18 protein-coding genes are annotated in these 25,180 nt (G+C 61.3%); 9 read left to right on the top strand and 9 right to left on the bottom strand.

All coding sequences use genetic code 11. The features are described from left to right. The first annotated feature begins 186 nt into the window (after positions 1 to 186). Complete coding sequence (locus tag FJW03_RS02145) at positions 187 to 864, top strand: helix-turn-helix transcriptional regulator (protein ID WP_140612174.1); 678 nt, start codon at positions 187 to 189, stop codon at positions 862 to 864. Positions 865 to 962: 98 nt separating this feature from the next. Continuing rightward, entirely contained in the window at positions 963 to 1,130 is a 168-nt protein-coding gene (locus FJW03_RS02140) for a hypothetical protein (RefSeq protein WP_226890562.1), read from the top strand. Between the two features lie 234 nt (positions 1,131 to 1,364). Here the strand turns inward: FJW03_RS02140 and FJW03_RS02135 are convergent, their stop codons facing one another. The 5 genes from FJW03_RS02135 to FJW03_RS02115 form a co-directional block, all read right to left on the bottom strand. Then, entirely contained in the window at positions 1,365 to 3,590 is a 2,226-nt protein-coding gene (locus FJW03_RS02135) for an oligosaccharide flippase family protein (protein WP_140766154.1), read from the bottom strand. A gap of 75 nt (positions 3,591 to 3,665) precedes the next feature. Then, positions 3,666 to 5,882 carry a GumC family protein gene (locus FJW03_RS02130; RefSeq protein WP_140766153.1) on the bottom strand — a complete coding sequence of 739 codons (2,217 nt, stop codon included), beginning with the start codon at positions 5,880 to 5,882 and terminating at the stop codon, positions 3,666 to 3,668. A gap of 1 nt (position 5,883) precedes the next feature. Continuing rightward, positions 5,884 to 7,881 carry an asparagine synthase (glutamine-hydrolyzing) gene (asnB, locus tag FJW03_RS02125; protein WP_140766152.1) on the bottom strand — a complete coding sequence of 666 codons (1,998 nt, stop codon included), beginning with the start codon at positions 7,879 to 7,881 and terminating at the stop codon, positions 5,884 to 5,886. 1 nt (position 7,882) lies between these two features. Continuing rightward, entirely contained in the window at positions 7,883 to 9,142 is a 1,260-nt protein-coding gene (locus FJW03_RS02120) for an O-antigen ligase family protein (RefSeq protein WP_140612120.1), read from the bottom strand. Continuing rightward, a complete protein-coding gene (locus tag FJW03_RS02115) occupies positions 9,139 to 10,362 on the bottom strand; it encodes a glycosyltransferase (RefSeq protein WP_140766151.1) in 1,224 nt (407 codons plus the stop codon). Before FJW03_RS02115 ends, FJW03_RS02120 begins: the two co-directional genes overlap by 4 nt. 299 nt (positions 10,363 to 10,661) lie before the next feature. Between FJW03_RS02115 and FJW03_RS02110 the strand changes: the two genes are divergently transcribed. The 3 genes from FJW03_RS02110 to FJW03_RS02100 all read left to right on the top strand — a co-directional run bounded on the left by FJW03_RS02110 (position 10,662) and on the right by FJW03_RS02100 (position 15,574). Beyond that, entirely contained in the window at positions 10,662 to 13,430 is a 2,769-nt protein-coding gene (locus FJW03_RS02110) for an AMP-binding protein (RefSeq protein WP_226890560.1), read from the top strand. Positions 13,431 to 13,742: 312 nt separating this feature from the next. Beyond that, entirely contained in the window at positions 13,743 to 15,266 is a 1,524-nt protein-coding gene (locus FJW03_RS02105; protein WP_140766150.1) for a M10 family metallopeptidase C-terminal domain-containing protein, read from the top strand. Positions 15,267 to 15,361: 95 nt separating this feature from the next. Further along, entirely contained in the window at positions 15,362 to 15,574 is a 213-nt protein-coding gene (locus tag FJW03_RS02100) for a DUF768 domain-containing protein (RefSeq protein ID WP_140612124.1), read from the top strand. A gap of 195 nt (positions 15,575 to 15,769) precedes the next feature. On the opposite strand, the gene FJW03_RS02095 is transcribed toward FJW03_RS02100, so the two are convergent. Then, positions 15,770 to 16,780 (bottom strand): GlxA family transcriptional regulator, encoded by a 1,011-nt coding sequence (locus FJW03_RS02095; RefSeq protein ID WP_226890559.1) that lies wholly within the window; start codon positions 16,778 to 16,780, stop codon positions 15,770 to 15,772. Positions 16,781 to 17,137: 357 nt separating this feature from the next. Between FJW03_RS02095 and FJW03_RS02090 the strand changes: the two genes are divergently transcribed. The 4 genes from FJW03_RS02090 (at position 17,138) to FJW03_RS02075 (ending at position 21,016) form a co-directional block, all read left to right on the top strand. Continuing rightward, on the top strand, positions 17,138 to 18,190 hold the full coding sequence (locus FJW03_RS02090; RefSeq protein WP_140766149.1) for a Dyp-type peroxidase: 1,053 nt from the start codon (positions 17,138 to 17,140) through the stop codon (positions 18,188 to 18,190). Between the two features lie 7 nt (positions 18,191 to 18,197). Then, positions 18,198 to 19,025, top strand: a complete 828-nt coding sequence (locus FJW03_RS02085; RefSeq protein ID WP_140612130.1) for a family 1 encapsulin nanocompartment shell protein — start codon at positions 18,198 to 18,200, stop codon at positions 19,023 to 19,025. A gap of 222 nt (positions 19,026 to 19,247) precedes the next feature. Beyond that, positions 19,248 to 20,819, top strand: coding sequence for an FAD-dependent oxidoreductase (locus FJW03_RS02080; protein ID WP_319022904.1), 1,572 nt, complete (start codon positions 19,248 to 19,250; stop codon positions 20,817 to 20,819). Further along, on the top strand, positions 20,816 to 21,016 hold the full coding sequence (locus FJW03_RS02075; RefSeq protein ID WP_140766148.1) for a hypothetical protein: 201 nt from the start codon (positions 20,816 to 20,818) through the stop codon (positions 21,014 to 21,016). Before FJW03_RS02080 ends, FJW03_RS02075 begins: the two co-directional genes overlap by 4 nt. On the opposite strand, the gene FJW03_RS02070 is transcribed toward FJW03_RS02075, so the two are convergent. The 3 genes from FJW03_RS02070 to FJW03_RS02060 all read right to left on the bottom strand — a co-directional run bounded on the left by FJW03_RS02070 (position 21,013) and on the right by FJW03_RS02060 (position 25,098). Next, positions 21,013 to 21,585 carry an NADPH-dependent FMN reductase gene (locus FJW03_RS02070; protein WP_140612134.1) on the bottom strand — a complete coding sequence of 191 codons (573 nt, stop codon included), beginning with the start codon at positions 21,583 to 21,585 and terminating at the stop codon, positions 21,013 to 21,015. The two genes, FJW03_RS02075 and FJW03_RS02070, sit on opposite strands and share 4 nt — an antisense overlap. A 349-nt stretch (positions 21,586 to 21,934) precedes the next feature. Further along, positions 21,935 to 24,040: an ABC transporter permease gene (locus tag FJW03_RS02065; RefSeq protein ID WP_140766147.1), complete on the bottom strand. Its 2,106-nt coding sequence runs from the start codon at positions 24,038 to 24,040 to the stop codon at positions 21,935 to 21,937. After that, complete coding sequence (locus tag FJW03_RS02060) at positions 24,037 to 25,098, bottom strand: quaternary amine ABC transporter ATP-binding protein (protein ID WP_140766146.1); 1,062 nt, start codon at positions 25,096 to 25,098, stop codon at positions 24,037 to 24,039. Before FJW03_RS02060 ends, FJW03_RS02065 begins: the two co-directional genes overlap by 4 nt. Positions 25,099 to 25,180: the final 82 nt, after the last annotated feature.

The raw sequence follows: 25,180 nt of genomic DNA, 5'->3' as shown, positions 1-25,180 counted from the left end.
TGCGGAAGGGCTCATCAGGAACGCGCATCCAACGAAAGCTGCGAAAGAAACCTGACGCGGATTCCTATAACCGTGTCGAAATTCAAGCCAGAGGAGTGTGATCCCTGTCGAAAGACGGAAATCAAAGCAGGTAAATTTACACGTCATTTACTTGCGTCAAATGCAACAAGGGTTGGGGTAGAAGCGATGACACTGATTGACAGGCGCAACGATACGGTTGCAGGTAGCCAATATATTGTGTTGAGGGATACCGGGCATGCACGCTCGACACACTTCTCGGATCGATCAGACGCCAGAATTGGCGGGCCGCAGCGACGCAGTTTGGAATCCATAACCGGCATGCTTGACCGCATCGGCTGCGGCTATCTCGTGCTGGACCGCGACAAGAAAGTAATCGAATGGAACACGGCCGCTCAAGACACGCTTGAACGCCAGGGCGAAGCGGCCGATACGGCCTGCGAGCTTTCTGCCGGGCTAAGGCGGCTGGTCGCGAATGTTCCGGTGCATTTCCAGCCAGGCTCACTGTCATGGGTGGTGATCCGCAGCAGAGGCGACAAGCCGGTGATCCTGAACGAGACGGGCGTCATCGCTCCTGACGGGACAAGCATCGTCGCATTGCTGGATCGGGAGAACACGTCGGCGGCGAACCCTCAGACATTGCAAAGAATGTTCGGCTTGACCAGCGCGGAAACGCAGCTGGCGTTGCGCCTAGCTCATGGCGACGCGCCTTTGGAGATCGCCCGCAGTTGGCACCTTAGCCGCACGACGATCCGCTCCCAGCTCGCCTCGCTGTTCGCCAAGACCGAGACAAGGCGCCAGGCGGAGTTGGTGGCGCTTCTGGGGCGCATTTCGGTCCTGCCATGAGATAGGCGCCGGGGTGTCACCGCGTTCACGCGATCGGAGATCGGCGTTGCAACGCAGCCGCGCGGCTGCGTTGCACAGATCGTAGGACTGACAGCCACGTGTGGCGGGATTTCACCTATATCGACGACATCGTCGAAGGGGGCCGCGTGCTTGCCATGCCGCCGCATCCGGATTGGGACAGTCGCATGGTCGATCCCGCCACGAGTTCGGCATCACACCGGATCTGCAAGATCGGCGATGACCGGCCCGAAGAAATCAACGCCTGATCGCCATCATCGAGACGGCCCTTGGCCGCCGCGACCTTCGCATCGACGTTTCCTTACCTCCAGGCGATGCACTGGAGACCCGCGCCGATGCGAGCGATCTTCGCCGGGCTGTCGGCTTCGCATCGGCGACAGCCCACGAGGACGGCTTACACCGTTTTGTCGAATGATACCGGAATTTTCGCAGAAAGGGCTGCCAGCCGAGAACGGCAAACGTTCACCGCGGATCGACAGCTGTCATTTGCCAACCCTCAAGAACCAATTCCATTGCTGGCCGCCGATCGCACCTGGCCTGATCGAGAGCAGGACAAACACCAAGCCAGGCAGGATCTTCAGTCGCTTGCCGATATAGATAGCCATGGCAACGCTCCAGATGCCCAGCGCAAGCGCGACACCCACGGCGGCGCCAATCGGGCCGTATATCGCGACGCCCAAGGCACAGGCTATGATGTTGGCCACCGCACCGGCAATCATGGTCGTGGCGGCGGCCCATTCGTTTCCGGTCATTGCCAAAAGATTCTGCTGGGGCCCGCACAGCGCGACAAAGATATATCCCAAGATGAGAACCCGAGCGATTGGCGTTCCCGCGGTGTAGCCCTCACCGAAATAGCTCAGGAACGGTTCGACAATCACCATCATCGGGATGGCGACTGCGATGGCACCGCCAGCAGAAAGCAAGGTGGCCCGCGCGAACAGCTGCTGCAGGCCTTTGCGGTCTCCCCTGGCATGCAGATCGGCCGCTGTTGGCGAAAACATGGTAGCGACGGCGATGCGAGAGAGCCCCACAAGCATCGCGACGTTCAACGCCAGGGCGAATATACCCGCTTCGCGGATATGGTTGGTCCACCCCAACACCAGCACGCCGGCCCGGCTGACAAACACATCGAGACCGGTGATGAGCATGAGCGGAGGCACGGCAAGCCACCATTCCCTCGCTTCGTAACTGGGCCGGGCCTGCCGCAGGCCGGGCGGTTCAAACTTCGCCGCCGTGATGAACACCAGCCCAACCGTGGCCGCGGAGCTTATCAGCACCGCCAGCATCACCTCCGGCGCGTGAACGGCCCGCAATCCTAACTTTGCCATCATCGCCACCAACACCAACAGGAGCCCGTCTCGCACGATGCGCTCCGGCAATAGCGCCGAGACGACGCCGCCAAAAGCACGTACAAGCGTAGCGCCGATAGCATAAGCGGTAATCAAGGGTACGGCCGCCATGCCAAGCATAATGCTTGTCTCAAGTCCGTTTTGCGTATGATCCGAAAAAAGGAGAACCAAGGCAGCGCCCGTTATCCCGAATAGCGACGCCGCCAATAGCGATCTTTGCACCGCGAATTTTATCACCCCTCGCGCCAGATCAAGCCTGCCATTGGCTCTATAGGCAGGTACAAAACGCAACAAGGACACGTTGAACCCTAGCGTTGCCAGGTAAGCGAGCACGGACGTCCATGCCAGAACGTAGGAATAGATCCCGTAGTTGCGAGGCCCGATGAGGCGTGCAATGGCCAGTTGTGCAAGGCTGGTCAGTCCGGCACCTCCGATATAGATCAAGAGGGCGAAGACGCTCGCCCGAGCGAGCCGGGAGCCCACATCCTTATTCCGCAAAGGCGCGGCGATTGCGGGAGGAACATCCATGGGACGGTTCGGAGACTCTGCATAAAAGCGATTATCGAGACCTGCGGTGGCACTGCTATCGAGAGAGCGTTGTCTTTGGCCTCCAGCCGCGACTTCCTTATCTGTCCGCGAAAGTGCGGAAATGATTTGTTTCTCGACCTTACAAATACTGTTGAATTTTGATCGACCGTCGGCGTTTTCCACGGAAATGACTTTTCGCCCGGAAATCGCGAGAAGATCATTTATAGATTCAAACACACCAAGAGAACGCATATTCACGTTCATGTCAGCTTCGAAAATTCGCTCCGCCGGCGGCTCGCGCTCCATCCGTCGCCGCAAGCGATTCTCCACGACCGCAGATGGCACCACCAGCCTGACGGTGAGGTCGGCCGGCGGCGCGAGGCTGAGCGCCTTTGCGAGCGTGGCATGATCAGCGCTCCCGTTGAATGCCGCCAGCGATCCAATCGCTTGAACGTATCCTTGATCGAATATTATTATTTCGGACGATTGCTTCGCACGGCTCCAGCGACGTGAAAGGTGCAAGATATATTGCCAGATTCGAGCGCGCCATATTCGCCTTTTTGGCGGTATCAGCCGTACCAACGACAATGAAATGGAGAGATCGTTCGGCCTTCCCTTGGAAGAAATCAATATTCGTGCGGTCGAAAAGATTGCCGATACGATTCGTGAGACGAACAAGAAAATCCCGAGGTCGAAGCTTCCGGCCCTGGTGCCGGGTTTGTAGCTGAGAGCGACCTTGGCGTGATAGCCTTTCCCACGCAACTGCTCTGCGAGCGCGTGCGCAAACGTTGTTTTGCCGGATCCTGGGGATCCGAAAAATTCGATGATCATTCCGGATCAGATCCCATCATGGGAACGCACTTGGTTCCCGGTAATATTCCTTCGAGGTAGAGACGACGGCCTTCATCAAACCCTCGTCAGCAGGAGGTCGGCGCTGTTTCCGAGACTGTAGCCAGCATGCTTCTTGAGATTCACCTGCGTGAGCACACTTCCCACTGGAACGCTGACGGACCCACCGGCCCGCAGTGATTCCAGAACACCGCGGGCAATGCTGCGCCGCGTCCTGGCCCAGCGAACGGCAAAAAGCACCGCATCCGCCCAGCGCTTCAGAAGCCTGGTTTCAGGCCCTCCGAGACCCAAGGGTCCGTTCATGATGATGATGTCGTAAACCGAGAGCAACTCATCGGTAAACTGGGACCTGTCCACGGTCGACAGAAGCGTCAGCAGGTCATCCGAGGGTGCTGGAGCAGCCATGAGATCGATGCCGATTTCTGGCATTCTCGTGACTGCGTCCTGCAGAACACAGCGGTCACTTACATAGTCCCCAAAGGAGTTGCGAGCCTTGACAGTGCTGAATTCGCCCCGAAACTCGTTCGTAAGCCGCACGTCCTTGCGGTCAAGGTCGAGGAAAAGCACCCTTCCTCCCAGCCGTGTTGCCGCAAGCGCCAAACTCCATGCCAACTCGGTCTTGCCGTCGTCCCGGACGCTGGACGTTACGAGGATGATGTGTGGCGGATGCCCCCTCCCCTGAGTTGGCGCAGCGGTGACAAGAACGGACGTCACGGCACGGCTGAACGGTGAGGTCAGCTGGCTCAGAACCTGATCCCGCAACTGTTTCGCGTGAAGTCCCGAAACCTTGGGAAGCAACCCCACGCACGGAATCCCAAGCTCGGCTTCGGCCTCGGCTTCACTGCGCAAGGTCTGATTGAAGGCGTTGCGGACCATGACGAAAATCGCCCCCATCAGCCCGAACACGATCATGCCGGGCGGGACCAGGAAAACTGCCGGCAGCGTCTTCGGAGTTGACGGCGGCCATGCCATCGAAAGGATCGCTACTCCGGGTGATGGAGCGGCGATGTGCTGCATCAACTCCTGTCGCCGGCCAAGAAGCTCGTTGTATCGCTGCGTTACGATGGTCACCTGAGGCTCAAGTGCACGCAAGCCGGAAAGCTGGCTCGCAGTGTCGGACACCGCCGTGTCGAGCACTCTTTCGTGTTCTTCCAGCGCCGCAACCTGGGCGCGGTAGACTTTTGCCTCGGCTGCGATGCGCGCGATGTCCTGGTCCATCTCACGGTTGATCGCATTCCCCTGACCCTCGTCCGCACCAGCGCCCAGCTGGCGAGCCATCAGGTCGGCCAGCACCGGCGATCCGATTTCTTCAGCGACCGCCGAAACGGGCGCGCCCGCCTTCCGCAGATCCTCGATACGTTCAAGATGCGCTTCCGAGGCGGAGAGATCGGCTTTCGACAGGGAAATCTGTCGGCTGAGTTCCGCTCTCTCATTGGCCGCATTGTTGGCCGCACTTTGATCGACGGCGCCGTGGGTCAGCCGATACGTCTCCAGACGGTTGGTTGCGTCGACCAGATCGCTTTGCACTTGCGGCAGGCCGGCGACCAGCGATTGCAGTTCGACCTGGTCCAATGCACGTCGTTTCTGTGTGAGGTCGTCAATATAGACCTGAGCGAATGTGTTCGCGACAAGCGCAGCACGGGCCGGACTGGCATCGGTAAAGCCGATGGAGATGACCCGCGACCGCAGCTCTTGTCCGACCCTCATTTCGTTCCGAAGCGCCTTCAGTTCGGCCGCGTCCGCCGCTTCCGGACTTCCCGCCGCCGGCTTGCCCTGCGGCCACACCCGGTTCAGGAGATCGCCCAGGAACGAGCCTGCGGTGTGCTGATCGGCGGGAACGAGGCTGGAGCCACTCTTTCCGGCAGCGTTGGCCGCCTGCGCTTTGCGCAGCGACGCCAGAACTCGACGCAAATGGGCTTGCGAGGAGAGCATCGTCAGATGGTCATCGATGCTCGAATCCAGCAAATCCTGAACGGACCCTGCGCTGCCCGAGGAAGCACCGCCAGTTGGAGCGTCGATGATTACCTGCGTCGTCGCCTCATACAGAACCGGACGAGCAAGACCGGCGAGACCAGCAAGGACGCCACCCAGAACGGCGATGGCAAGCAAGAACCATTTTCTCGTCGCCAAGGTGACGACAAGCTGACGGAAAGGAGACGACGGCTCCAGGGGCTCGCTTAGCGGTTGCCTCATCCGCGGATTTGTTTCGAGCGCAGCGACGGCCATTTGCGTGGTGCGCGGACGTTTGGCGCGGCCAGCTACGGAACCTTCCATCTCAACCCCCTGTCAGTTCGATATGATGAGAGAGGCGCGTTGCCGGCGCCGGTGGCTGCGTGGCTTCGTTGCGCCACGCCTGGAACATGAGCAGAGGCCACAAATCGCGGGAATGATCTTGTTTTCCCTGCAGGTGATCGCGCCAACAGGCGTCGACCTTTGCAAAGTCGAGAATCCCGTCTTCCGAGAGGCGTATTGTGGCGATGATATCCGTTGCCCAGGCGCGCAGGGGCCCTTTCAGCCAAGCCCCGACCGGAACGTCGAAACCTTGCTTGGGCCGATCGAACAGCCGCCGCGGGACATAACGATCAAGGAGCTGGCGAAGTATCCATTTACCCCTGCCATTCCGAACCTTGGCATTGGTCGGCAGTCGCCAGGCGTATTCGACGACGCGATGGTCCAGGATCGGGCACCGCCCCTCGAGGCTGTTGGCCATGGTGGCGCGATCGAGCTTCACCAGGATGTCGCCGGGCAGATAGCCGGTCATATCATCGAACAGCAGACGGGATAGCAGGTCGTCGAGCTCTGCTGCACGAGGCTTGATTGCCGGCGGCCTGTGATGAACAAGGTTGTTGACCGAGGACTCGGTCAGCCGCTGAAGCAGTTCGTCCTCATTTGCAGCCGCGAGCAGGCGGGCGAGGCGGTTCAGGCGGTCACTGCGCAATCCGTGCCGCGCGTTCGCCGAAAGCGGCAGCCTGCCGAAGATATCTTTCCGGGAGGCCTGGGCCAGCAATCCGGCCCCAGCCGCCAACATCCGGCGAAGTGGGGATGGAAGCTCATGCTGTCTTCTGAGGCGAGCCGCCAGGAAGTGCCGGGAATAGCCCGCAAAGCACTCGTCACCACCGTCGCCCGACAGCGCTACGGTCACGTGTTGCCGGGCGAGGCGCGACACCAGCAGTGTCGGTATCTGTGACTCATCGGCGAACGGCTCGTCCCAGATCCGTGGCAGTTCCGGAATGACCTCACGCGCGGCGGCCGGTGAAAGGTGAAGTTCGGTGTGGTCGGTGCCCAGATGTCGTGCAACCGCGGCCGCATGAGGGGCTTCGTCGAACCCGCTCTCACCGAACGCGATGGTGAAAGTGCGGACGGGCTTCCGCGACTGTGCCTGCATCAGGGCGACGACCGTCGAGCTGTCGATACCGCCCGACAGAAAGGCGCCAAGCGGCACGTCGGCAACCATTCGTTCGCCGATGGCAAGGCGAAGCAGACGATCGAGCTCGGTCGTAAGTTCCTCGTCACTGCCGGTGAGCGGTTCCCGCAGCGCCGTGCTGGCGACATCGGCCAGCGACCACCAGCGTCGAATGCGACGCGCAAGCGAGCCTGCACCGCGGGCATTGGCGAAATCCGCCGCCGTCACGGAAAGGACGGAACCGGGTGGCAGCTTGAACACGCCCTGCCAGATGCAACTGTCATCCGGCACCCATCCTTTCGAAAGCATTGTCGCCGCGGCGTCGACATCGAGTTCCGGGGCGAACCCGGGGAAACAGGTGATCGCCTTCAGTTCCGAGGCAAAGACGAGCGCCTCGCGTGTCGAGGCGACGTAGAGCGGCTTCTTGCCCATTCGGTCGCGGGCGAGGTGAAGGATACGGTTCTTCAGGTCCCACAGCGCGAAAGCGAACATGCCGGCAAAGCGCGCGAGCGCGGCGTCGAGACCCCAGCTCTCGATCGCGCACAGCATGATTTCGGTGTCGCTGGTGCCACGGAAATGGTGGCCCTCCCCTTCCAACTCGCGGCGCAGATCGCGAAAATTGTATATCTCGCCATTGAAGGTGATGACATACCGGCCGCTCGCGGAATGCATCGGCTGCCGGCCCGCCTCCGACAAGTCGACGATGGCCAGACGCCGGTGGCCGAAGGCGACCCCGGCTTCACGGCTCATCCAAAATGCCTCGCCATCAGGTCCACGATGACGAAGGGCCGTCGTCATCGGCCCGATCGCCCGCAGCGCGTTCGTATCGACCGCATCGGGCGCCAAGAGAATTCCAGCGATCCCGCACATCCTAATATCTCCTATGGCGAACGATGGCGGGGATCGTCTGAGGCGTCCCGGCGACAAGGCAGAGCGTCACAGAGAACCACACGATCGGATGGCGGATAATCAGGTGCGGGGCACTGAACACAACGATCGACGCCATGAGCGCCACGAGGGCATCCAATCTCGCACGCCAGGCGGACAAGGCGGCAGAGCCGAGGATCCACAAAAGCGCCATGACTGAAATCAAGCCACCTTGGGTATAGAGATCGAGGATCGTGCTATGGGCCTCGAAAGGCCGAGGCAGAAACTGCTGATTGGTGATGGGGGGACGTTCAAGGTGAGGCCCGGGGCCGAGGCCGAGCGACCCAGATCTTGCTCCCTTGTCCAATGCCTCGTCCCAAAGGTAGAGGCGAAGCTCGGCGGTTTCCGCGGTCGCTTGCCCGCCCTTGTCCTTGGTAAGGCTCTTGGCGAAGTTTTCGGCGCTGGCGGCGTCGCTGAGGGCGTAAGGCGCGATGGAGATCGCCAACGGAACGAACGCAATCGTGAACAGGAGGGCAAGTTGCCGTGAAAGGCTGACCTTGCCGCCATCAGTTGCAAGCCAAGCCCGAATCCGCAGCCCGAGAAGGATCAGGCAAGCCAGGATTGTCGTATAGAGATAGGTATCGCTCTTTGTCAGCCTTCCGACGTAGAAGGTGAGGACCAGGCCGGTTAGCCCAAGGCACCTCCCCCACGGATTGCGGGTGGTTACGGCAAGATGCAAGGCTAGCGGACCCAGGAGAGCGCAATAGAGCGCAAGCTGGTTCGGATTGTCGGACCAACCGCTGAAGCGGTCCCAATACCAGGGATTGACGCCAGATTGATGGATCCAGCCCCACCCAAGCCCCAGTTGAACAACAAAGCATGCATTCGCGACAGCAATGATCCACCAGCCAATGTTGCGTAGACGGCGACCGGCGTCGGGCTCCGCCGCGGCCAGGCAGGTGATGAAGACCAACAGCACATACGCCATCGTGTCATGCATCAACGGAGCGATGAACAGGACAGTCGTCAGATAGCCGACGAAGGCTCCAACACCCAGGGCAAGCGTCAGGATCAGCCAGAAACGTGCAAGCTGGGCCAGGGCCGGCGTGAACTCCAATCGGCCGCCCGCGAGAACCCGCACGATCGAGAGCAATATCCAAAGCGCGAGGAACAGTTCGCTGTAGCCGAACGGCAGGCCTGGGATGCTGAGTTGGACCGCATAGGACATTGCGATGCCGCAGGCCAGGAGCACATCACGGATCATTGCCGCGCCTCCCCCAGTCGGGGGCTCCGCGCGCCCTCTTCCATCAGGATCGCGGGGGCCGATCGAGCAAGGCTGCCCCGGTACTTTGCCCCGAGGACGGTCTTGTACAGCTCGCAATACTGATCGACGACCCACGACAGCGAAAAGCGCTCCCGGATGAGTCCGACGGAACGGCCGCCCATGATTTTTCCACGGGCGCGATCGGACAGGATCTCGATTATCCTGGATGCGAAGCCATCCACATCGCGTGGCGCGACGAGATAGCCGTTCCAGCCATCTTCAACCACGTCATTGCAGCCGGGCATCCGCGAGGCGACGATCGGCAATCCGGACAATCCGGCCTCCAGCAGGACACGCGGAATACCCTCGCGATATTGCGTCGGAAACGCGAACAGGTCGGCCATGCCAAGGAGGGCCGGAACATCCTGTCGCGATCCCAAGGCAATGACGTGAGGCGCGTGTCGATCGATATCGGCCCTGTTGACCGCGAACGGTCCCTCGGAGTCCTGCGGACCGACAAGGACGAAACGCGCATTGGGTCTTTCGGAAAGGACACGGGGAACCGCCTTGAGGAGGGTCGGAATTCCCTTCTGGCGGGTCAGGCGGCCGACAAAGATTATGATTTCAGCCGACTGAAGCCCAAGGCTCTCGCGCATCGTCGTGGCCGAAGGGCCACGATACCTTGCTGTCGAGAATGCCTTCGGGTCGATGCCAGAACTGCGGATCAGCCGCGCTTTGTCGTGACCAAGCAGCCGATAGCGTTCGAAGAAGACCTGATCGTCACGATTCTGGAAGACGGTCATGGCTGTCCATAAGGATGCCAGTCCTTGAAGGCCGCAAAAGATCGGACGCAAGGCCAGAGCCCGTGGTTCGAGGGACGAGAATGTCCAACCAAGGCCATTGATGGTGCGGACAACCGGCACCTGCCCGCGCACGGCCAAAGGGGTCAGAAGATTGGGCTTGGTGTCGAAACTTTGAACGATGTCCGGACGCAGTTCCGCGATCAATTCGCGGACAGCACCTAGAGCGCCCCATTCCCCGCCGCCGCTGGTAAAGCGGTCAAATCCCAGTCGACGATGCGCAATGCCATGAAGAGAGAAGGCGTTGCCCATATCGCTCGATACGGCAGTGACCCGGAAGCCCCTTTCGCGCAGCGCCAGCAGGAACGGAATTCTAAGACGATGATCCTCGCCTCCAACACAGACCAGGTGGGGGTTCATCCTGCCCCTCCAGGATGCCGGCGGTATCCCGGTCGCGCAAAATGGCTGGCTCTAGGATCTGCTCTCATGGTTCGGCTTCATTGCCCCTGTGCGCACGACACCCAAATCCACGCTAGGAGCAGGCCTTCCCGCTGTCCTCGTCTGTTTGAATGAAGCAGGGCTTCAATGATGCTGCGATGCACCTGACCCCTTTCATGTCGGATCGGCGAGTTCGGTCGGAATCATTCGTTCTAACGATGCCACGGCCAAGATGGTCGCGTACGACACTGCAAAGCGGGTCAGCAAAAAAGGGGGTCGCGTTGGAAGCGTTTGATCGCACGCGTTCTTCAGAAGGCCTGCCTTTGCGCGCCTTGCAGTCCGTGCTGGGACTGGCGAAAGAGCGGGATGTCGCGATAACGCGCGACAATGGTCCTCAAGACGGTTTCACATGGAAACAGGCATCCACCCGTCCTCTGGACATGGACGGACCGGCAAACCCTGCCTTCCAAAGGATGTGCGATGACTTCTCCGAAAAATCGGCGTTCTGGCACCTCGAGAGAATTGTCGGGAAATATCCGGACAGGATCGCGATCAGCGATGGCTCGACATCCCTCAGCTTCCTGGAGCTGTTGAACGCGGTCCAAAACCTGGCAGGTGCGATTGCCGGTTCAGTTCCAATGGGTAAGGCGGTCGGGCTTCTGATCGGGAATACTCTTTGGTACCCGGTGGCCATGCTTGCCGCCATGCGTGCGGGCAGGCCCGCCGTGCCGCTAAACCCCCGAGATCCATTTCAGCGCCTCGCGGCAATTGCCGCCAGCGCGCGGCTAGCCGCAATTGTCAGGCCGGGGCCGGGCAAGCCGGCAGGCTGGCCTGATGCCTCGTCCCTGAAATGGATCGATGCGGGAAGCTGCATGGCCGCAGCGCCGGACGGCAGCTTACCGGCGCTGCCGCCCGACGTGCCGGTCGATTCGCCGGCGATCGTCCTGTACACGTCAGGCAGCACCGGAGCCCCGAAAGGCGTCGTGAACAGCCAGCGGGCAATCCTCCAGCGGGTGCAGCAATATGTCGATGCTTGCCACATCGGCCCCGACGATGCGTTCATGCCGTTGACCGGCCCGGCGACGATCGCGGGCTGCCGCGAGATGATGACCCCGATGCTGTGCGGCGCCACATTGTACCTTTTGGACATTGAGAGTGCCGGCATCCGCGCTGCGCGCGACAATTTCCAAAAATGGCGGGTGACGATCGCCTATCTCGTGCCGGCGCTGCTGCGTGTGTTGATGACCGATTCAGCGCCCGACGTATTCTCGTCACTGCGGGTCGTGCGGGTCGGCGGAGAAAAAGTGTTGTGGTCCGACATCGACCGGCTTCGCGACAATGTCCCCGAGTCCTGCCTTGTCCAGATCAGCTATTCGTCCACGGAAACGACCGGCACGCAGTGGTTCCTGCCGAGGGATTACCCGGAGCGAGGCGCGACGGTCCCGGTCGGCTTCGTCCTTCCCGGCATCGAATACACCGTCGTGGATGAGAATGGGTACGAGGTCGCCCCCGGCGATGAAGGGGAGTTGGTGATCAGGGGCAACTACACCACGCTCGGCTACTGGGCGGACGGGGGACATGTTCCTCTTCGTGCAAGCTCCGCCAATCCCCGGCTTCGGATCTTCGCAACCGGCGATCTGGTCAAGGTCGACGGCACCGGAATGATGTGGATCGTCGGACGAAAGGGACGCCAGATAAAGATCAACGGAAGACGGGTCGAGCCTGCCGAACTGGAACTCGTCCTGCGCCGGGCGCCCCAAGTGAGTGATGCCGTCGCGGTGGTGACGGACGCGAACGAACTGGTGGCCTTTGTCGTTCCCGTGAAAACTGGCGCAAGCGAAATCATACCCGAATTGCGGGACTTGATCAGGACAGCCCTGCCGCCAGCAGTTCATCCAACGCGACTGCACAGTATTGCCGAGATACCACAGCTCAAGGGCGGCAAGGTCGACAGTGTCAAGTTGCGGGAACTGGATCGCGCGCTGAACGCGCAAGACGCCCAGAATCCAGACGTCCGGCAGGCGCTGAACCCGCTCGATATCGAAGGCGTGGCAGCGGCCGTATGGGAGAGGATACTTCCCGGCAAGAAGGCGGCTGGCAGCCACTGGGACGACGCGGGCGGCGATTCACTGAAGCTGCTGCAATTCGTCATGGAACTTGAGACGGCTCTGGGACGGGAACTCAACTTGGACGCATTCACCGTCGGAATGAGTTTTACCGACGTCGTCAGGGCAGCGTCCGCAGAGCAAGACACAAGCGACTTGCTTGTCGAGGCGTCCGACCCGAGGCCGCTTTTGTTTATTGTGCCGGGATCGATCGGCTACGGGCCAAGCCTGGCGGCTTTCGGTGTCGAGATGAGCGATGTCGCCAGGGTTGTCGCCATTCGCTATGAGGACCTGAACGATCTACTGAAGGGACATGGCACCATACCGCGGATGGTGGACGCGGTTGTCGACCAGATCAGCCAGGTCCAGCCTGATGGCGACGTGAAGCTGATCGGCTATTCGCTTGGCGGCGGCGTCGCGTTCGAGGTTGCCGCCAAACTTATTGCAGCGGGTCGATCGGTCACGTTCCTGGGAATCCTCGACACCAATATCGGGCCTGGGCAGCACGACTACCGTGAAACTCTTGCACGCACCGTCCAGCGCATCCGTTCGCATAGAGTGACGGCGGATCGCATGATGTTACGGGCTCTCGCAAAAGCATTTGCCAGATTTGGCGCTGAAGCCCTGCTCGCCAGGGGCATCGACTGGCTGAAATGGAGGGCCTTCGCCAGAGTGCGGTTCATTTTGCGCCTTGAGCTTGAGGAAATCCTGCGGATGCGCGCATTTGGCCAATGGCTCGCGCAACCGAAGACCGCGTTGCCGATTACCGCCACCCTGTTTCGATGCAGGCGTACAGGGGTTCCGACGGATCTTGGCTGGAGCGCCTTTTTTGCCGATCTGAGCATAGTTCCGATCCTCGGGGGACACCTCGATATGCTCATTGAACCGTATCTGAGCCACAACCGTCCTTTGATAGAAAGAGCCTTTCTGGTGAGCGGCGCATAGCGCGTGGACGACCGCCATCCGCACACTCCGAAGCGGCTGGAATGAACCAGCGCGATCCTGCGCTTTCTGCAGTCCACAACAAAATCCAGCAGTGCCACCGAGGCAGAGACAGTCCAGTCCTGCCTTGCCGCGCCGGAAATATCCCTGAACAATCAACAAGCCCGGAACCAAGGCCGACATCCCATCGCGTGGACCTTTTCTCGCCGTGATCAATGATTCTATCAACGGGCGCCGGTATTTGATTTGGTTCTAATATACCCTTTCCAATAGGCAGGCGTGGGGCATCTACCGAATCAGACGAAGGATATTTTCATGACAACCCTCCATTACGCCTCGGGTGGATCCGCCTCCGAGGTTGCAAACGCCGGATTCAATCTTGTCGACGTTTCATCCGTGGACGAACTCAACGCCCTGCCGGCTGGCACGAAAGGTCTGGTCTGGCTCGATGAAGCCAATGGGACAACCTCGTCCTTTATCCAGAAAGTCACGCCCTTTATCGGCAATCCGAAAGCGTTTGGATTCTTCCTTGTCGATGAGCCGGACCCCACCGGCAAATGGGGAACCTATGCCACCGCCACGAATCTGAAGGCGGAATCCGACTGGATCCACACCAACGTGCCGGGCGCCAAAACCTTCATCACCATGATGAACATGGGGTCTTCCGCAAATCCCGATTTTTCAAACACTTATAATCCCGCCAACACACATATCGACTATTACGGGCTGGACCCCTATCCGGTGCGCACCGGGACAAGTGCGGTCGACTACAACATGATCGACAGGACCGTGGCCGCGGCTGTCGCTTCGGGGGTCCCGCTCAACCAGGTCGTTCCGGTTTATCAGACGTTCGGCGGCGGCAGCTACACGACCGATACGGGCGGCCAATATGTCCTTCCCACCGCCGCCCAGGAACAGACCATGCTGGACCACTGGTCCAAGCTGGTTCCGTCGCCCGCCTTCGACTATGCCTATGCATGGGGTTCCCAGCAGGGCGACACGGCGCTTGGAAACTCGCCGGCGCTGCAAGCCCTCTTCCTTCAACATAACCACGGCACCGCAAGCGTGCCTCCGACCAGCGGCGCGACTTCGTCCGGCACCACTGTGCCCTCGACCAGCGATACGACTTCGTCCATCACCCCACCTTCGACCAGCACCACCCCTCCGACCAGCACCGCGCCTTCGACCAGCGATCACGTTTTCTACGGCACCGGCCGCGCGGATGTACTTCACGGCACCACCGGCGCCGACACAATGATCGGTGGCGGCTACAACGACACCTATTATGTCAACAACCCTGGCGATAAGGTGGTGGAACTGAAGGGCGCAGGCCACGATACCGTGCTGGCAACAGTGAGCTATGCACTATCAGCCGGCTCGGAAATCGAGCAGCTTGCCACCACGAGCCGGGCCGGCACCACTGCCATCAACCTCACGGGAAACGAATTCTCGCAGACCATACAGGGCAACGCCGGCAACAACGTCATCAATGGCGGCGGCGGGCAAGATGTGCTGACAGGAAATGGAGGCAAGGACGTCTTCGTCTTCAATTCCGCCCTCAAGACAGGCAACATCGACAAGATCACCGACTTCAATGTGACGCAGGACAAGATCCATCTCGACCACACTGTGTTTGCCGGGCTTCAGGTGGGCGCCCTTCCCGCTGATGCGTTTCACACTGGCAGGGGCGCGCATACCCATACCGACCACATTATCTACAACAGTTCGACCGGCGCCCTCTCCTTCGACAGCGATGGGGCCGGCGGCGCGCATCAGATCCAGTTTGCCGCTGTTTCTCCGCATCTGTCGTTGACGGCATCCTCGTTCGTCGTGACGTGAACCTTTGGAACCGTCAGGCCCTCATCAAAAGGGTCTGACGTTTTCTTGAATATACCTCCGCGGAACGAAATCGCTTCGATGAACATTAGTTCGTCATGAGCGCTCGCGGCATCGAATTCCTGCAGAACTGGGTGGAGGAAAATGTTCCACCCTATTCGACGTCCGATCCGGCGCTTGCGGCGAAACTCGCCAAACAAGCGACGGCGGACGCCATCAAGGCGGGAATTCGCCCCGAGGAAATATCGGAAGAAGTCGGAAGCATGTTGACCACCATGCTTGAAGTGCTCGAAAATCCCGACACTGAATGATTGCGTGCCGACGACGTCGGCAACAGGAGAGCCCGAAGGCGGCGTGGATGTGGTTTCCGGTTGCCGCTGGATAGATCCTTGAGCGGGATTTCCCGGCATAGTCTTAAAACTTTTGCCTACTCCCGCTCGTTATTGGTCCCGGCTTGAGCTGTGGCACCCCCCTCAATCCCAGCCAAACGCGGAACTATCACCGCATCAGGCCTCGCGAGATATGCGGCCTGGGTGTCTGAGGTTCGTTGGCGTGATGCCGGTGTGCCGGCGGAAGACGCGGCTGAAATGCCCGGCATTGCCGAAGCCGCACCTGAACGCAATTTCCCCTATCTGCAAGTCGCTGGCTTCGAGGAGCGACTTCGCGTAGTGCACCCGCAGCGCCAGATAGGCGGCCATTGGGCTGATGCCCAACTCGATGCCGAAAAGACGCTCCAGCTGGCGCCTGGAGCAGTTCAATCTGGCCGCGATTTCGGTAACCGATACCTTTTCCTGGAGATTGCTCTCCATCAAGAGCAAGGCTCGCTTCACCGGACGGCTGGAGGCTCCGGCAAACAGATCCCCGACCGGTTGAACGTCACGGATGTTCCGGATTCGATCGAGGACAAGGATCTTGGCGGCCTTTTCCGCTGCCTTGTGACCAATGAATTTCGACACGAAATAGCCGGCCAGGTCGGCTGCACCCGTGCCTCCGGCGCAAGTAGAGCGGTTGCGGTCGACGGAAAACAGACTGTCCGCATGGGCGTTCACGTCAGGGAATTCCGCCCGGAAGTCCTTGATGTGAAACCAGCTGACCGCGGCACTATAACCGTCCAGCAACCCGTAGCGCGCGAGCACGAAACTGCCCGTGCAAAGGGCGGTGAGCGGCACGCCTTTCTCGGCAGCCCGCAAAAGGAATGCCTCCTTTTCAGAACTCAAGCCGCGGTTGGTGTCGAGCAGGCCACCAACCACAACAACATTGTCGAAATCCTCGGGATGTCCAATCTCTTTTGTCGGCAGCAGTTCGACGCCGCAGCTGGCCCTGATCGGCAGACCGCGCTCTCCGATCACCTGCCAGTCGAATTCCACGCGACGGCTTCGATCGCCCTCATCACCCGCCAGGCGCAGCGTGTCGATGAAAAGCGACAGGGGTGACAATGTGAAGTCGCGGACCAGAAGGAATGCAAACTTCTTGGACATTGGTTCAGCGCTATCCGCGATTAATTTCAGCAGGACCAAAACTATATGTTTGGACCGCTATATGCACAGGGAATTCCGGCGGTGCTCACGCCTCGCCTTCGCTTGACCTGGTCGGGAATGGCAGTGGCCAAACGGCACGCGTTCCTTGGATCAGGATGCTGCCTATCGCCGGGAATGCCGCGACCGAAGAACTCCGCTCTTGAAGTCCGTCCCCAGCGCGATTGGCCAGTGTTCCTGATTTCCCCGTGCTCCCCGATTTTCCCATGCGGACCTCGCTGCAAATGTCTTATGGTCGACAGACGGGCTCGTTGTCGCGAGTCCCGCATATGCTGACCTGGCTTGAGCGCCACGGCCAATGCCGGCATCGCGCTTCAAACCATCATCAACGGATAGAACATGGTTTCAAGCTTGCCACCTCCCGTCTCTCAATCGGTCGCCGCCAGGCTTACGCGGGCAGCGATATTCCTGGTCGTGACGATCAATCCCGGATCGGCGTCCGAGGAAACGGTTCGCGGCTTGTGCGCCGATCTCTCCAGCCTGCTCCGCGGCGTGGGTTTCCGCAATCTCAACGGACAGCTGTCGTGCGTCATGGGGTTCGGGTCCGATGCCTGGGACCGGCTGTTCGGGGCGCCGAGGCCGAAAGACCTGCATCCTTTTCGCGAAATTCGCGGCGTGCATACCGCCGTTTCGACGCCTGGCGACATCCTCTTTCACATCCGCGCTGCGAGCATGGACCTCTGCTTCGAACTCGCGACACATGTCATGTCGCGGCTCGCCGGCGCGGTCTCGACCGTGGACGAGGTGCACGGCTTCAAGTTCTTCGATGACCGCGATCTGATCGGCTTTGTCGACGGAACCGAGAACCCGGTCGGCCAGGCCGCGGACGCGGCCACCCTTGTCGGCGATGAGGACGCCGCCTTTGGCGGCGGCGGCTACGTGATCGTGCAAAAATACCTGCACGACGTGGAGCGGTGGAACAAGGTGCCGGTCGAGGAACAGGAAAACATCATCGGCCGGCATAAGCTGTCCGACATCGAACAGCTCGATACGGTGAAGAAGCCGTATGCGCACAATGTCCTGACGTCGATTGAAGAAAACGGAGAGCAACTTCAGATCGTGCGCGACAACATGCCATTCGGCGAAGTGGGCAAGGGCGAGTTCGGCACCTATTTCATCGGCTACGCGCGGTCCCCCCACCGCATCGAGAAGATGCTGGAGAACATGTTTATCGGCAACCCGCCGGGCACCTACGACCATCTGCTGGATTTCAGCCGCGCAGTGACCGGCACGCTGTTCTTCGTGCCGACGGCGACCTTCCTCGACGATGTCGACCCCGAGGCACGACCGGTTGCCGACACCGACGCGAAGTTGCCGCAAGCGCCGGAGGCGCCTCGGCCGGACGCGCTTCCCAACGATGGTTCACTCGGCATTGGATCACTGAAGAAATGAGGCAGACATGAACAATCTTCATCGAGAACTGGCTCCCATCTCCGACGCGGCCTGGGCGCAAATCGAAGACGAGGCGGCCCGTACGCTGAAGCGCCATCTGGCGGCGCGGCGTGTTGTCGACGTTGTCGGCCCAAAGGGTGTCGACTTCTCGGCTGTGGGCACCGGTCATCTCAAGCAGCTTCCCGCCTTCGGTGACGGGGTCCAATCCGCACAACGCGAGGTGAAGGCGCTGGTCGAATTGCGCGTTCCATTCGAACTCACGCGCCAGGCAATCGATGATGTCGAGTGCGGCGCGACGGATTCGGATTGGTCCCCCGTGAAGGAAGCCGCGCGCAAGATCGCCTTCGCCGAGGACCGCTCTGTTTTCGATGGATACGCGGCGGCTGGCATACAGGGCATCCGCGAAGGCAGCAGCAATCCTCATCTGATGCTTCCGTCCAACGTGATGAACTATGCGGAAGCTGTCGGACACGCGGTCAGCCAGTTGCGGCTGGCCGGCGTCAATGGTCCCTACGCGCTCGTGCTGGGTGCCGCCGCGTACACGGCCGCGAGCGGTGGCAGCGACGAGGGCTACCCGGTATTCCATCATATCGAGCGTGTGGTCGAGGGAGGGGTCATCTGGGCGCCGGCCATCGAGGGTGGGTTCGTGCTTTCCACGCGTGGCGGCGATTTCGAGCTGGATATCGGCCAGGACATCTCTATTGGCTACCTCAACCATTCCGGCACGGCCGTTGAACTCTATCTCCAGGAGACCTTCACCTTCAGGCTTCTGACAACCGAGGCGGTTGTGGTGCTCGCGGCTGAAGAAGCGGCTCAACCGCGCGGCAGGAAGTAAACCACGCACGTCTAGAGGCGGCCGAGGCATTGGGCTGCCGCGAGCCGGGCTGCCGGAGAGCATGGTGAACCGGGAGGTCTTCCCTTGGTGTCAAGCTCTTCGGTGACTTTTCTGGCAGTTTATATGGGTGGCCGTTGGCACGAAGATTGCTCGTCCTATGTCATCCTATGTGCTGTGCCGGGGAACCGCTATGGTCACAGCCCTGCGCGCCGACGGCGGCAGGTGGCCTTCTCATTCCAGGAGCGCCAAAGGGGCAAGGAGACAGGGATGACTGAGCATTCATCGTCGCCGGCCGGCCCCGATTTCACCCAGGGTGTCGCTTTGGCGGATATTCCCGAGGGCGGCATGTTGTCCGGCCACGTGAACGGCAAGCCCGCATTGCTCGTGCGCCAAGGCGAAGAACTGTTCGCCGTCGGCGCAACCTGCACCCACTATGGCGGACCGCTGGCCGAGGGGCTGCTGGTCGGTGACACGATCCGCTGCCCCTGGCACCATGCCTGCTTCAGCCTTCGCACCGGCCAGGTTCTTCGGTCACCCGCTTTGAGCGATCTCAAATGTTGGGATGTGGCGCGCCGAGCCGGTCATGCATTTGTGGGCGACGGGCTGCCGATGCCACAACCGCCCAAACTGGCGGCCGCGGGGCTGCCTGAATCCGTGCTCATCATCGGCGGCGGCGCGGCCGGAAACGCCGCCGCCGAAACGTTGCGCCGCGAGGGTTATCAGGGACCCGTCACGATGTTGAGCACCGATCGTTCGCCACCATACGATCGGCCGAATTTGTCGAAAGACTATCTCGCCGGGACGGCGAAGGCCGCCTGGCTTCCTTTGCGGTCGCCGAAATTCTACGCGGATCATCATATCGATGTCAGATGTGATCAACGCGCCGTCAAGCTCGATCCCGCGCGGAGAACGATAGCGCTCTCTGATGGCAGCGAGGTGACCTATGGGGCACTGCTGCTTGCCACCGGCGCCGAACCCGTCCGGCTCACCGTTCCCGGCGCAACCTTGCCGCAGGTGGAAGTGCTGCGCACCCTGGCAGACTGCGATACGTTGATCGCGCGTTGCGGCACGGCACGACACTGCGTCGTGGTCGGCGCGGGCTTCATCGGCCTCGAAGTAGCGGCGTCATTGCGAAAGCGCGGACTGGAGGTCCATGTCGTCGCGCCCGGCTCACGCCCCATGGAACGCCTCCTCGGCGCGGCGCTTGGCGACATGGTCAAGACACTTCACGAATCGCATGGGGTTGTCTTCCATCTCGGGACCACCGTGGCCGAAATCCACCAGGATGGCGTCAAGCTTTCGACAGGCGTGGATTTGAGCGCCGATCTGGTGATTGTGGGGATCGGAGTGCATCCCGAGGTAAATTTGGCGAAGCAGGCCGGCCTCGCCATGGACGGCGGGGTGCTGGTGGACGGGTTTCTTCAAACAAGCGCCGCGGCAGTCTACGCGGCCGGCGATATCGCGCGCTGGCCAGACCCGAGGACGGGAGACCGCATCCGCGTCGAGCACTGGGTGGTTGCGGAGCGCCAGGGCGCGGTTGCGGCGCGCAATATTCTGGGGCAGCGGCAGCGCTTCGCCACGGTTCCGTTCTTCTGGAGCCAGCACTACGACACGACCATCAACTATGTGGGTCATGCCGAACAGTGGGATCGGCTGGAGATAGATGGCGATCCTGTCGCGCGCGACTGCATGGTCAGCTATTGGCGCAACGACAAGCGGCTTGCCGTGGCGACCGTGGGGCGTGACCTGGACAGCCTGCGGGCGGAGGCCGAGTTCGAGCGGCAGACGCCTTGAAGGACGTGCTTGCTGAAGAGACGAGGAAAACACGCGGCGAGGAGCCAAGCTTTTTCGATACGATGATCCTGGCGACGGGGGTTCGCCATGCCTATTTCGGCCATGACGAATGCGAACCCTTCGCGCCAGGTCTGAAGACGCTGGAGGATGCCACCAAGATCGGAAAACCGCTGCGCACCTTCCTGCAATTGCTTTAGGCGTTTCTCGGCAGCACCTGGAGCACCCTGGCGATGAACATGCCGAATTCGGCCATGTAGTTGCGCAGGAATTCCTGGGTGGATGCAACCGTGACCTCCCCGGCGTCGGTGACCAGGCCAGGCGTGAATTGGATATAGGCTTCAGGGGCGTTCATCTGCGGCGAGTTGCAGAAGCTCAGCACGCTGCGCAGGTCTTGCTGGGCGACCGCGGTGCCAATCGGGCCGGGCGACGTGCCAATGACAGCGGACGGCTTGCGGGCGAAGGAATTCTTGCCATAGGGACGGCTAGCCCAGTCGATGGCGTTCTTCAGACCGCCGGGGATGGAGCGGTTGTATTCCGGCGTCACGAAAAGGACGGCGTCGACAGCGGCGATGGCATCCTTGAAGGCGCGAGCGACGGCCGGAAAGTCGGCATCGTAGTCGTAGCTGTAGAGTGGCAAGTCCTTAAAGGAGATCTCCGACATATCGAGTTGCGGCGGGGCAAGCTGCACCAGCGCCTTCGCGAGCTTGCGGTTGATGGATTCGCGCGCGAGGCTGCCGATGAGATAGCCGACTTTGTGCTTGGTCATTCATACCTCCTGCATTTGGCTTGTGCTGACGATGACTTCGATCCGTGCTGGACGTGGTTCAATGGCTTAAGCCGGCCCTCGCTTCGCTACTGGACATTTTGCCATGGCCGAGAGACAAATTGTCCATAGATTTCAATAAGGTGGTGCAGAAGTTGCAATGGTCAAGCCTGAGGCCTTCCACACTGGTTCCAGTCTGCATGTCATGCCTGGATCCCAGCCGGGCCACGAACACCTGCGTCGGCATCCTGCCGACTTCGTCGCGGCCCACAACTTTGGCCGCGGACTCATCTGCAAGGAACCCTGAGCGTTTCATCCACGATGCGTTCCACCATTTGCCAGGACTAAACATCTAGGCGCCTCGATCAGGGACCAGGATACGCCCCTCTACCCACCCCGCTACCATGCGGTCCGCCAGAATCGCCAGGAACGCGATTGCCAGGCCGGCGATCAGGCCCATGCCGGCATCGGCCTTGCCGAGCGCGACATAGACCGCCTGCCCGAGATCGCGCGTGCCGACAAGGGCCGCGATCGCCAGCATCGACAAGGCTGCCATGATGGTCTGGTTGAGCCCCAGCATCACCACCGGCAGCGCCAGCGGCAGCTTGGCCTGCAACAATGTTTGGGTAGGCGTCGCGCCCATCTGCTCGACCGCCTCGACGACATCGACACGCACATGCCGCAAGCCATGCTCGACGTAACGGATCGGCGGCACGATGGCGTAGAGCATGATGGCGATCAGCGCCGTGAACTCGCCAACCTTGAAGAACATCAGTGCCGGAATGAGGAAGACGAATTGCGGCATGGTCTGCAGTGCGTCGCAGACCGGCTTCAGAAAGCGCGAGACGCGGTCGCTATAGGCGGCCCAGACACCAAGCGCACCGCCTATGACCAAGCAGAGCAGCACCGCCAGCGTACAGAGGTAGAGCGACTGGATGAGCTGGGGCCACAGCCCGTTGACCAGGATGAGAGCAAAGCCCGCGAGCGCGAAAAGGCCAAGCCGGATGCCCGCCACCTGTGCGGCAAGCAAGGCGACGCCAAGGATAAAGACCGGCCAAGGCAGGCCGAGGAAGCCGGTGAACAGGACCAGGCCGGCCGCCAGTGCGGCCAAGCCAGCCCGCCAGCCGAAGCCGCGTGTCGATAGCGCGGCGACGGTCAGGATGAGCGCGCAATATCCGGCCGCCATCGACGGCGACAGCGCAAAGCCCCAGAGCGTAGGCGTGGCGGCTCCCGAAATGCCGATCCTGAGCGGCAGCAACAGGCAATAGAGGACGCTGTTGCGGACATGGTCGAAGAACCAGGCATAATCGCGCACCAGGCCGAGCAGCCATTGATTGACGCCACCGACCTGCATGCGCAACCCGGTGGCAGGCAGCAAGGTCTCGTCAGGCCACAGGACACGAATGGCAACCGCCAGCATCACGGCGAGCACCAGCGCAATTACCAGCCTGCGGCCGGTCATCCACGTCATGGCGGCGGTCGGCCCGGTGGGCCGTTCCCTGGCGAAGCCGATGGTCAGGCGATCGACAAGAATGGCGAGCAGCGCGATGACCAATCCGGACAGAATGCTCTGGCCGAACTCGGCCTTGCGCATCGATGACAGCACCTCCCAGCCAATGTCCTCGAAACCGCCGATGATGGCGGCGACGATGACCATCGAGAGCGCCGCCATCGTCGTCTGGTTGAAGCCGACGAGCATTTGCGGCAGCGCGGTCGGCACTTCGACGTGCCAGAACTGCTGCCGGCGCGTGCAGCCGCTCATCAGCCCGGCTTCGCTGATGTCCGATGGCACGCGGTCGAGACCGAGCATGGTGTTGCGCACCATCGGCGGCGTCGCATAGATGGCGCTGGCGATCAGCCCGACCACTGGGCCGAAGCCGAACAGAAGAAGCAGCGGGATGAGATAGGCGAAGGCCGGCACGGTCTGCATCAGGTCGAGTGCGCCGAGCAGTGCGGGCCGCAGGCGCGGTCTGCTATGACCCAGCACGCCAAGCCAAAAGCCGAGCACAACGGAGATCGGTACGGCCAGCAGCACCAGCGACAGCGTGCTCATGCTTTGCGGCCAGTAGCCGGCAAGCAGGATGTAGGCGAGCGCCAGAACGGCGAAGACCGCCAGCCGAATGCCGCTCGATTTCAGCGCAAGCGCCGCGACCGCCAGCATCACCGCCGGCCACGGCAGCCATACCAGCACCAGGCGCGCGCCGCGCATGGGTGCATCGAGCACGGCGGACAGGGCGCGGAATGCGGGCTGGACGACGGTCACGACCGCATCGGTGACCAAATTGATGGCCGGTGCGAACGGCAGCGTCCATTCCTTCGGAAATGTCACGAGCCAGGGGAGATCCGTCTTCAGCGCGAGACAAAGGACGGCCAGAACGGTCAGTCCACACCAAGGCAGAAGGGCCGGCTCCACAACGACCCTCGGCGAGGATCGCAATGTCGCGGCAGGCGCCGTCATGGCCGTGTCCGTCTTGCCTGTTCGCGATCGAGCACGGCAAGAACCGCGCTGGCGCTGAGCAGCCGTGGCGGACTGACGCCCTCGCCCGGCACGGTGAAGGCGCCGATCCCGGACGCCAGGCGTGGGATAAGCTCCTCGATACTGGTGTCGGCAGCGATGCTCTCGTGCGGCATAGCGGCTCCGTTCGCCGGCACTGCAAGATCACCAGCCTTGATGACGCGCAACAGCGGCATGTCCTCGGTGAACTGCGCGACATAGTCGTCGGCCGGGCTGAGCACGATGTCGGCCGGGCGGCCGATCTGGACGATCTTGCCGGCCCGCATGATGGCGAGCCGGTCGGCTAGCCGGAAAGCTTCGGCCATGTCGTGGGTGATGAAGACGATGGTTTTCTGCAACATGCGCTGCAGGCGCAGGAACTCATCCTGCATCTGCCGCCGGATGAGCGGATCGAGCGCAGAGAACGGCTCGTCCAGGAACCACAGCTCCGGGCCGACGGCGAGCGAACGGGCGATGCCGACGCGCTGCTGCTGGCCACCGGAAAGCTGGTGCGGAAACGAAGCCTCGCGGCCTTCGAGACCGACCAGCGCGATCATCTCGCGGGCGCGGGCTTCGCGCTCTTTCACCGGCTTGCCCTGGATCTTCAGCGGGAAAGCCACATTGCCCAGAATGGTCAGGTGCGGCAGCAGGCCGAAATTCTGGAACACCATGCCCATTGCGTGGCGGCGCAGTTCGATCAGTTCCTTGCCGGAGACTTTGGAGAGGTCGCGGCCGTCGAGCAGTATTTCGCCGGCGCTCGGCTCGACCAGCCGCGACAGGCAACGCACCAGCGTCGACTTGCCTGAGCCGGACAGCCCCATGATGACGAAGATCTCGCCGGTGGCGACCTCGAAAGTGGCGTCGACCACGGCGGGCAGATGCGCTTCGGCACGCAGCCGTTCGGCCAGCGCGTCGGGTTCGATGATGTAGCCGCGTGAATCGAAATAGTAGGCGGGACGCCGCCCATAGACCTTCCACACATTGCGGCAGGCTAGTTTTATCTCTCGGACCGCCTTGCTCATCGTCGGTCGCCCGCATCAAGCAAGCGTCCGGTTCCCGGATCACCGGGAACCGAGCGGCAATTCTCGTCAGTGCCTGGGCAAG

The sequence above is a fragment of the Mesorhizobium sp. B4-1-4 genome (assembly GCF_006439395.2).
Taxonomy (GTDB): domain Bacteria; phylum Pseudomonadota; class Alphaproteobacteria; order Rhizobiales; family Rhizobiaceae; genus Mesorhizobium.
Note: the sequence above shows the minus strand (reverse complement) of the source record. Positions and strands in the feature narration are given on the sequence as shown.

Bases quoted from the DNA above. Each gene is read 5' to 3' on its own strand.
- FJW03_RS02060 (WP_140766146.1), bottom strand. From the start codon at position 25,098: ATGAGCAAGGCGGTCCGAGAGATAAAACTAGCCTGCCGCAATGTGTGG.
- FJW03_RS02085 (WP_140612130.1), top strand. From the start codon at position 18,198: ATGAACAATCTTCATCGAGAACTGGCTCCCATCTCCGACGCGGCCTGG.
- FJW03_RS02065 (WP_140766147.1), bottom strand. From the start codon at position 24,040: ATGACGGCGCCTGCCGCGACATTGCGATCCTCGCCGAGGGTCGTTGTG.
- FJW03_RS02135 (WP_140766154.1), bottom strand. From the start codon at position 3,590: ATGATCATCGAATTTTTCGGATCCCCAGGATCCGGCAAAACAACGTTT.
- FJW03_RS02105 (WP_140766150.1), top strand. From the start codon at position 13,743: ATGACAACCCTCCATTACGCCTCGGGTGGATCCGCCTCCGAGGTTGCA.
- FJW03_RS02120 (WP_140612120.1), bottom strand. From the start codon at position 9,142: ATGATCCGTGATGTGCTCCTGGCCTGCGGCATCGCAATGTCCTATGCG.
- FJW03_RS02070 (WP_140612134.1), bottom strand. From the start codon at position 21,585: ATGACCAAGCACAAAGTCGGCTATCTCATCGGCAGCCTCGCGCGCGAA.
- FJW03_RS02145 (WP_140612174.1), top strand. From the start codon at position 187: ATGACACTGATTGACAGGCGCAACGATACGGTTGCAGGTAGCCAATAT.
- FJW03_RS02090 (WP_140766149.1), top strand. From the start codon at position 17,138: ATGGTTTCAAGCTTGCCACCTCCCGTCTCTCAATCGGTCGCCGCCAGG.
- FJW03_RS02130 (WP_140766153.1), bottom strand. From the start codon at position 5,882: ATGGAAGGTTCCGTAGCTGGCCGCGCCAAACGTCCGCGCACCACGCAA.
- FJW03_RS02115 (WP_140766151.1), bottom strand. From the start codon at position 10,362: ATGAACCCCCACCTGGTCTGTGTTGGAGGCGAGGATCATCGTCTTAGA.
- asnB (WP_140766152.1), bottom strand. From the start codon at position 7,881: ATGTGCGGGATCGCTGGAATTCTCTTGGCGCCCGATGCGGTCGATACG.
- FJW03_RS02100 (WP_140612124.1), top strand. From the start codon at position 15,362: ATGAGCGCTCGCGGCATCGAATTCCTGCAGAACTGGGTGGAGGAAAAT.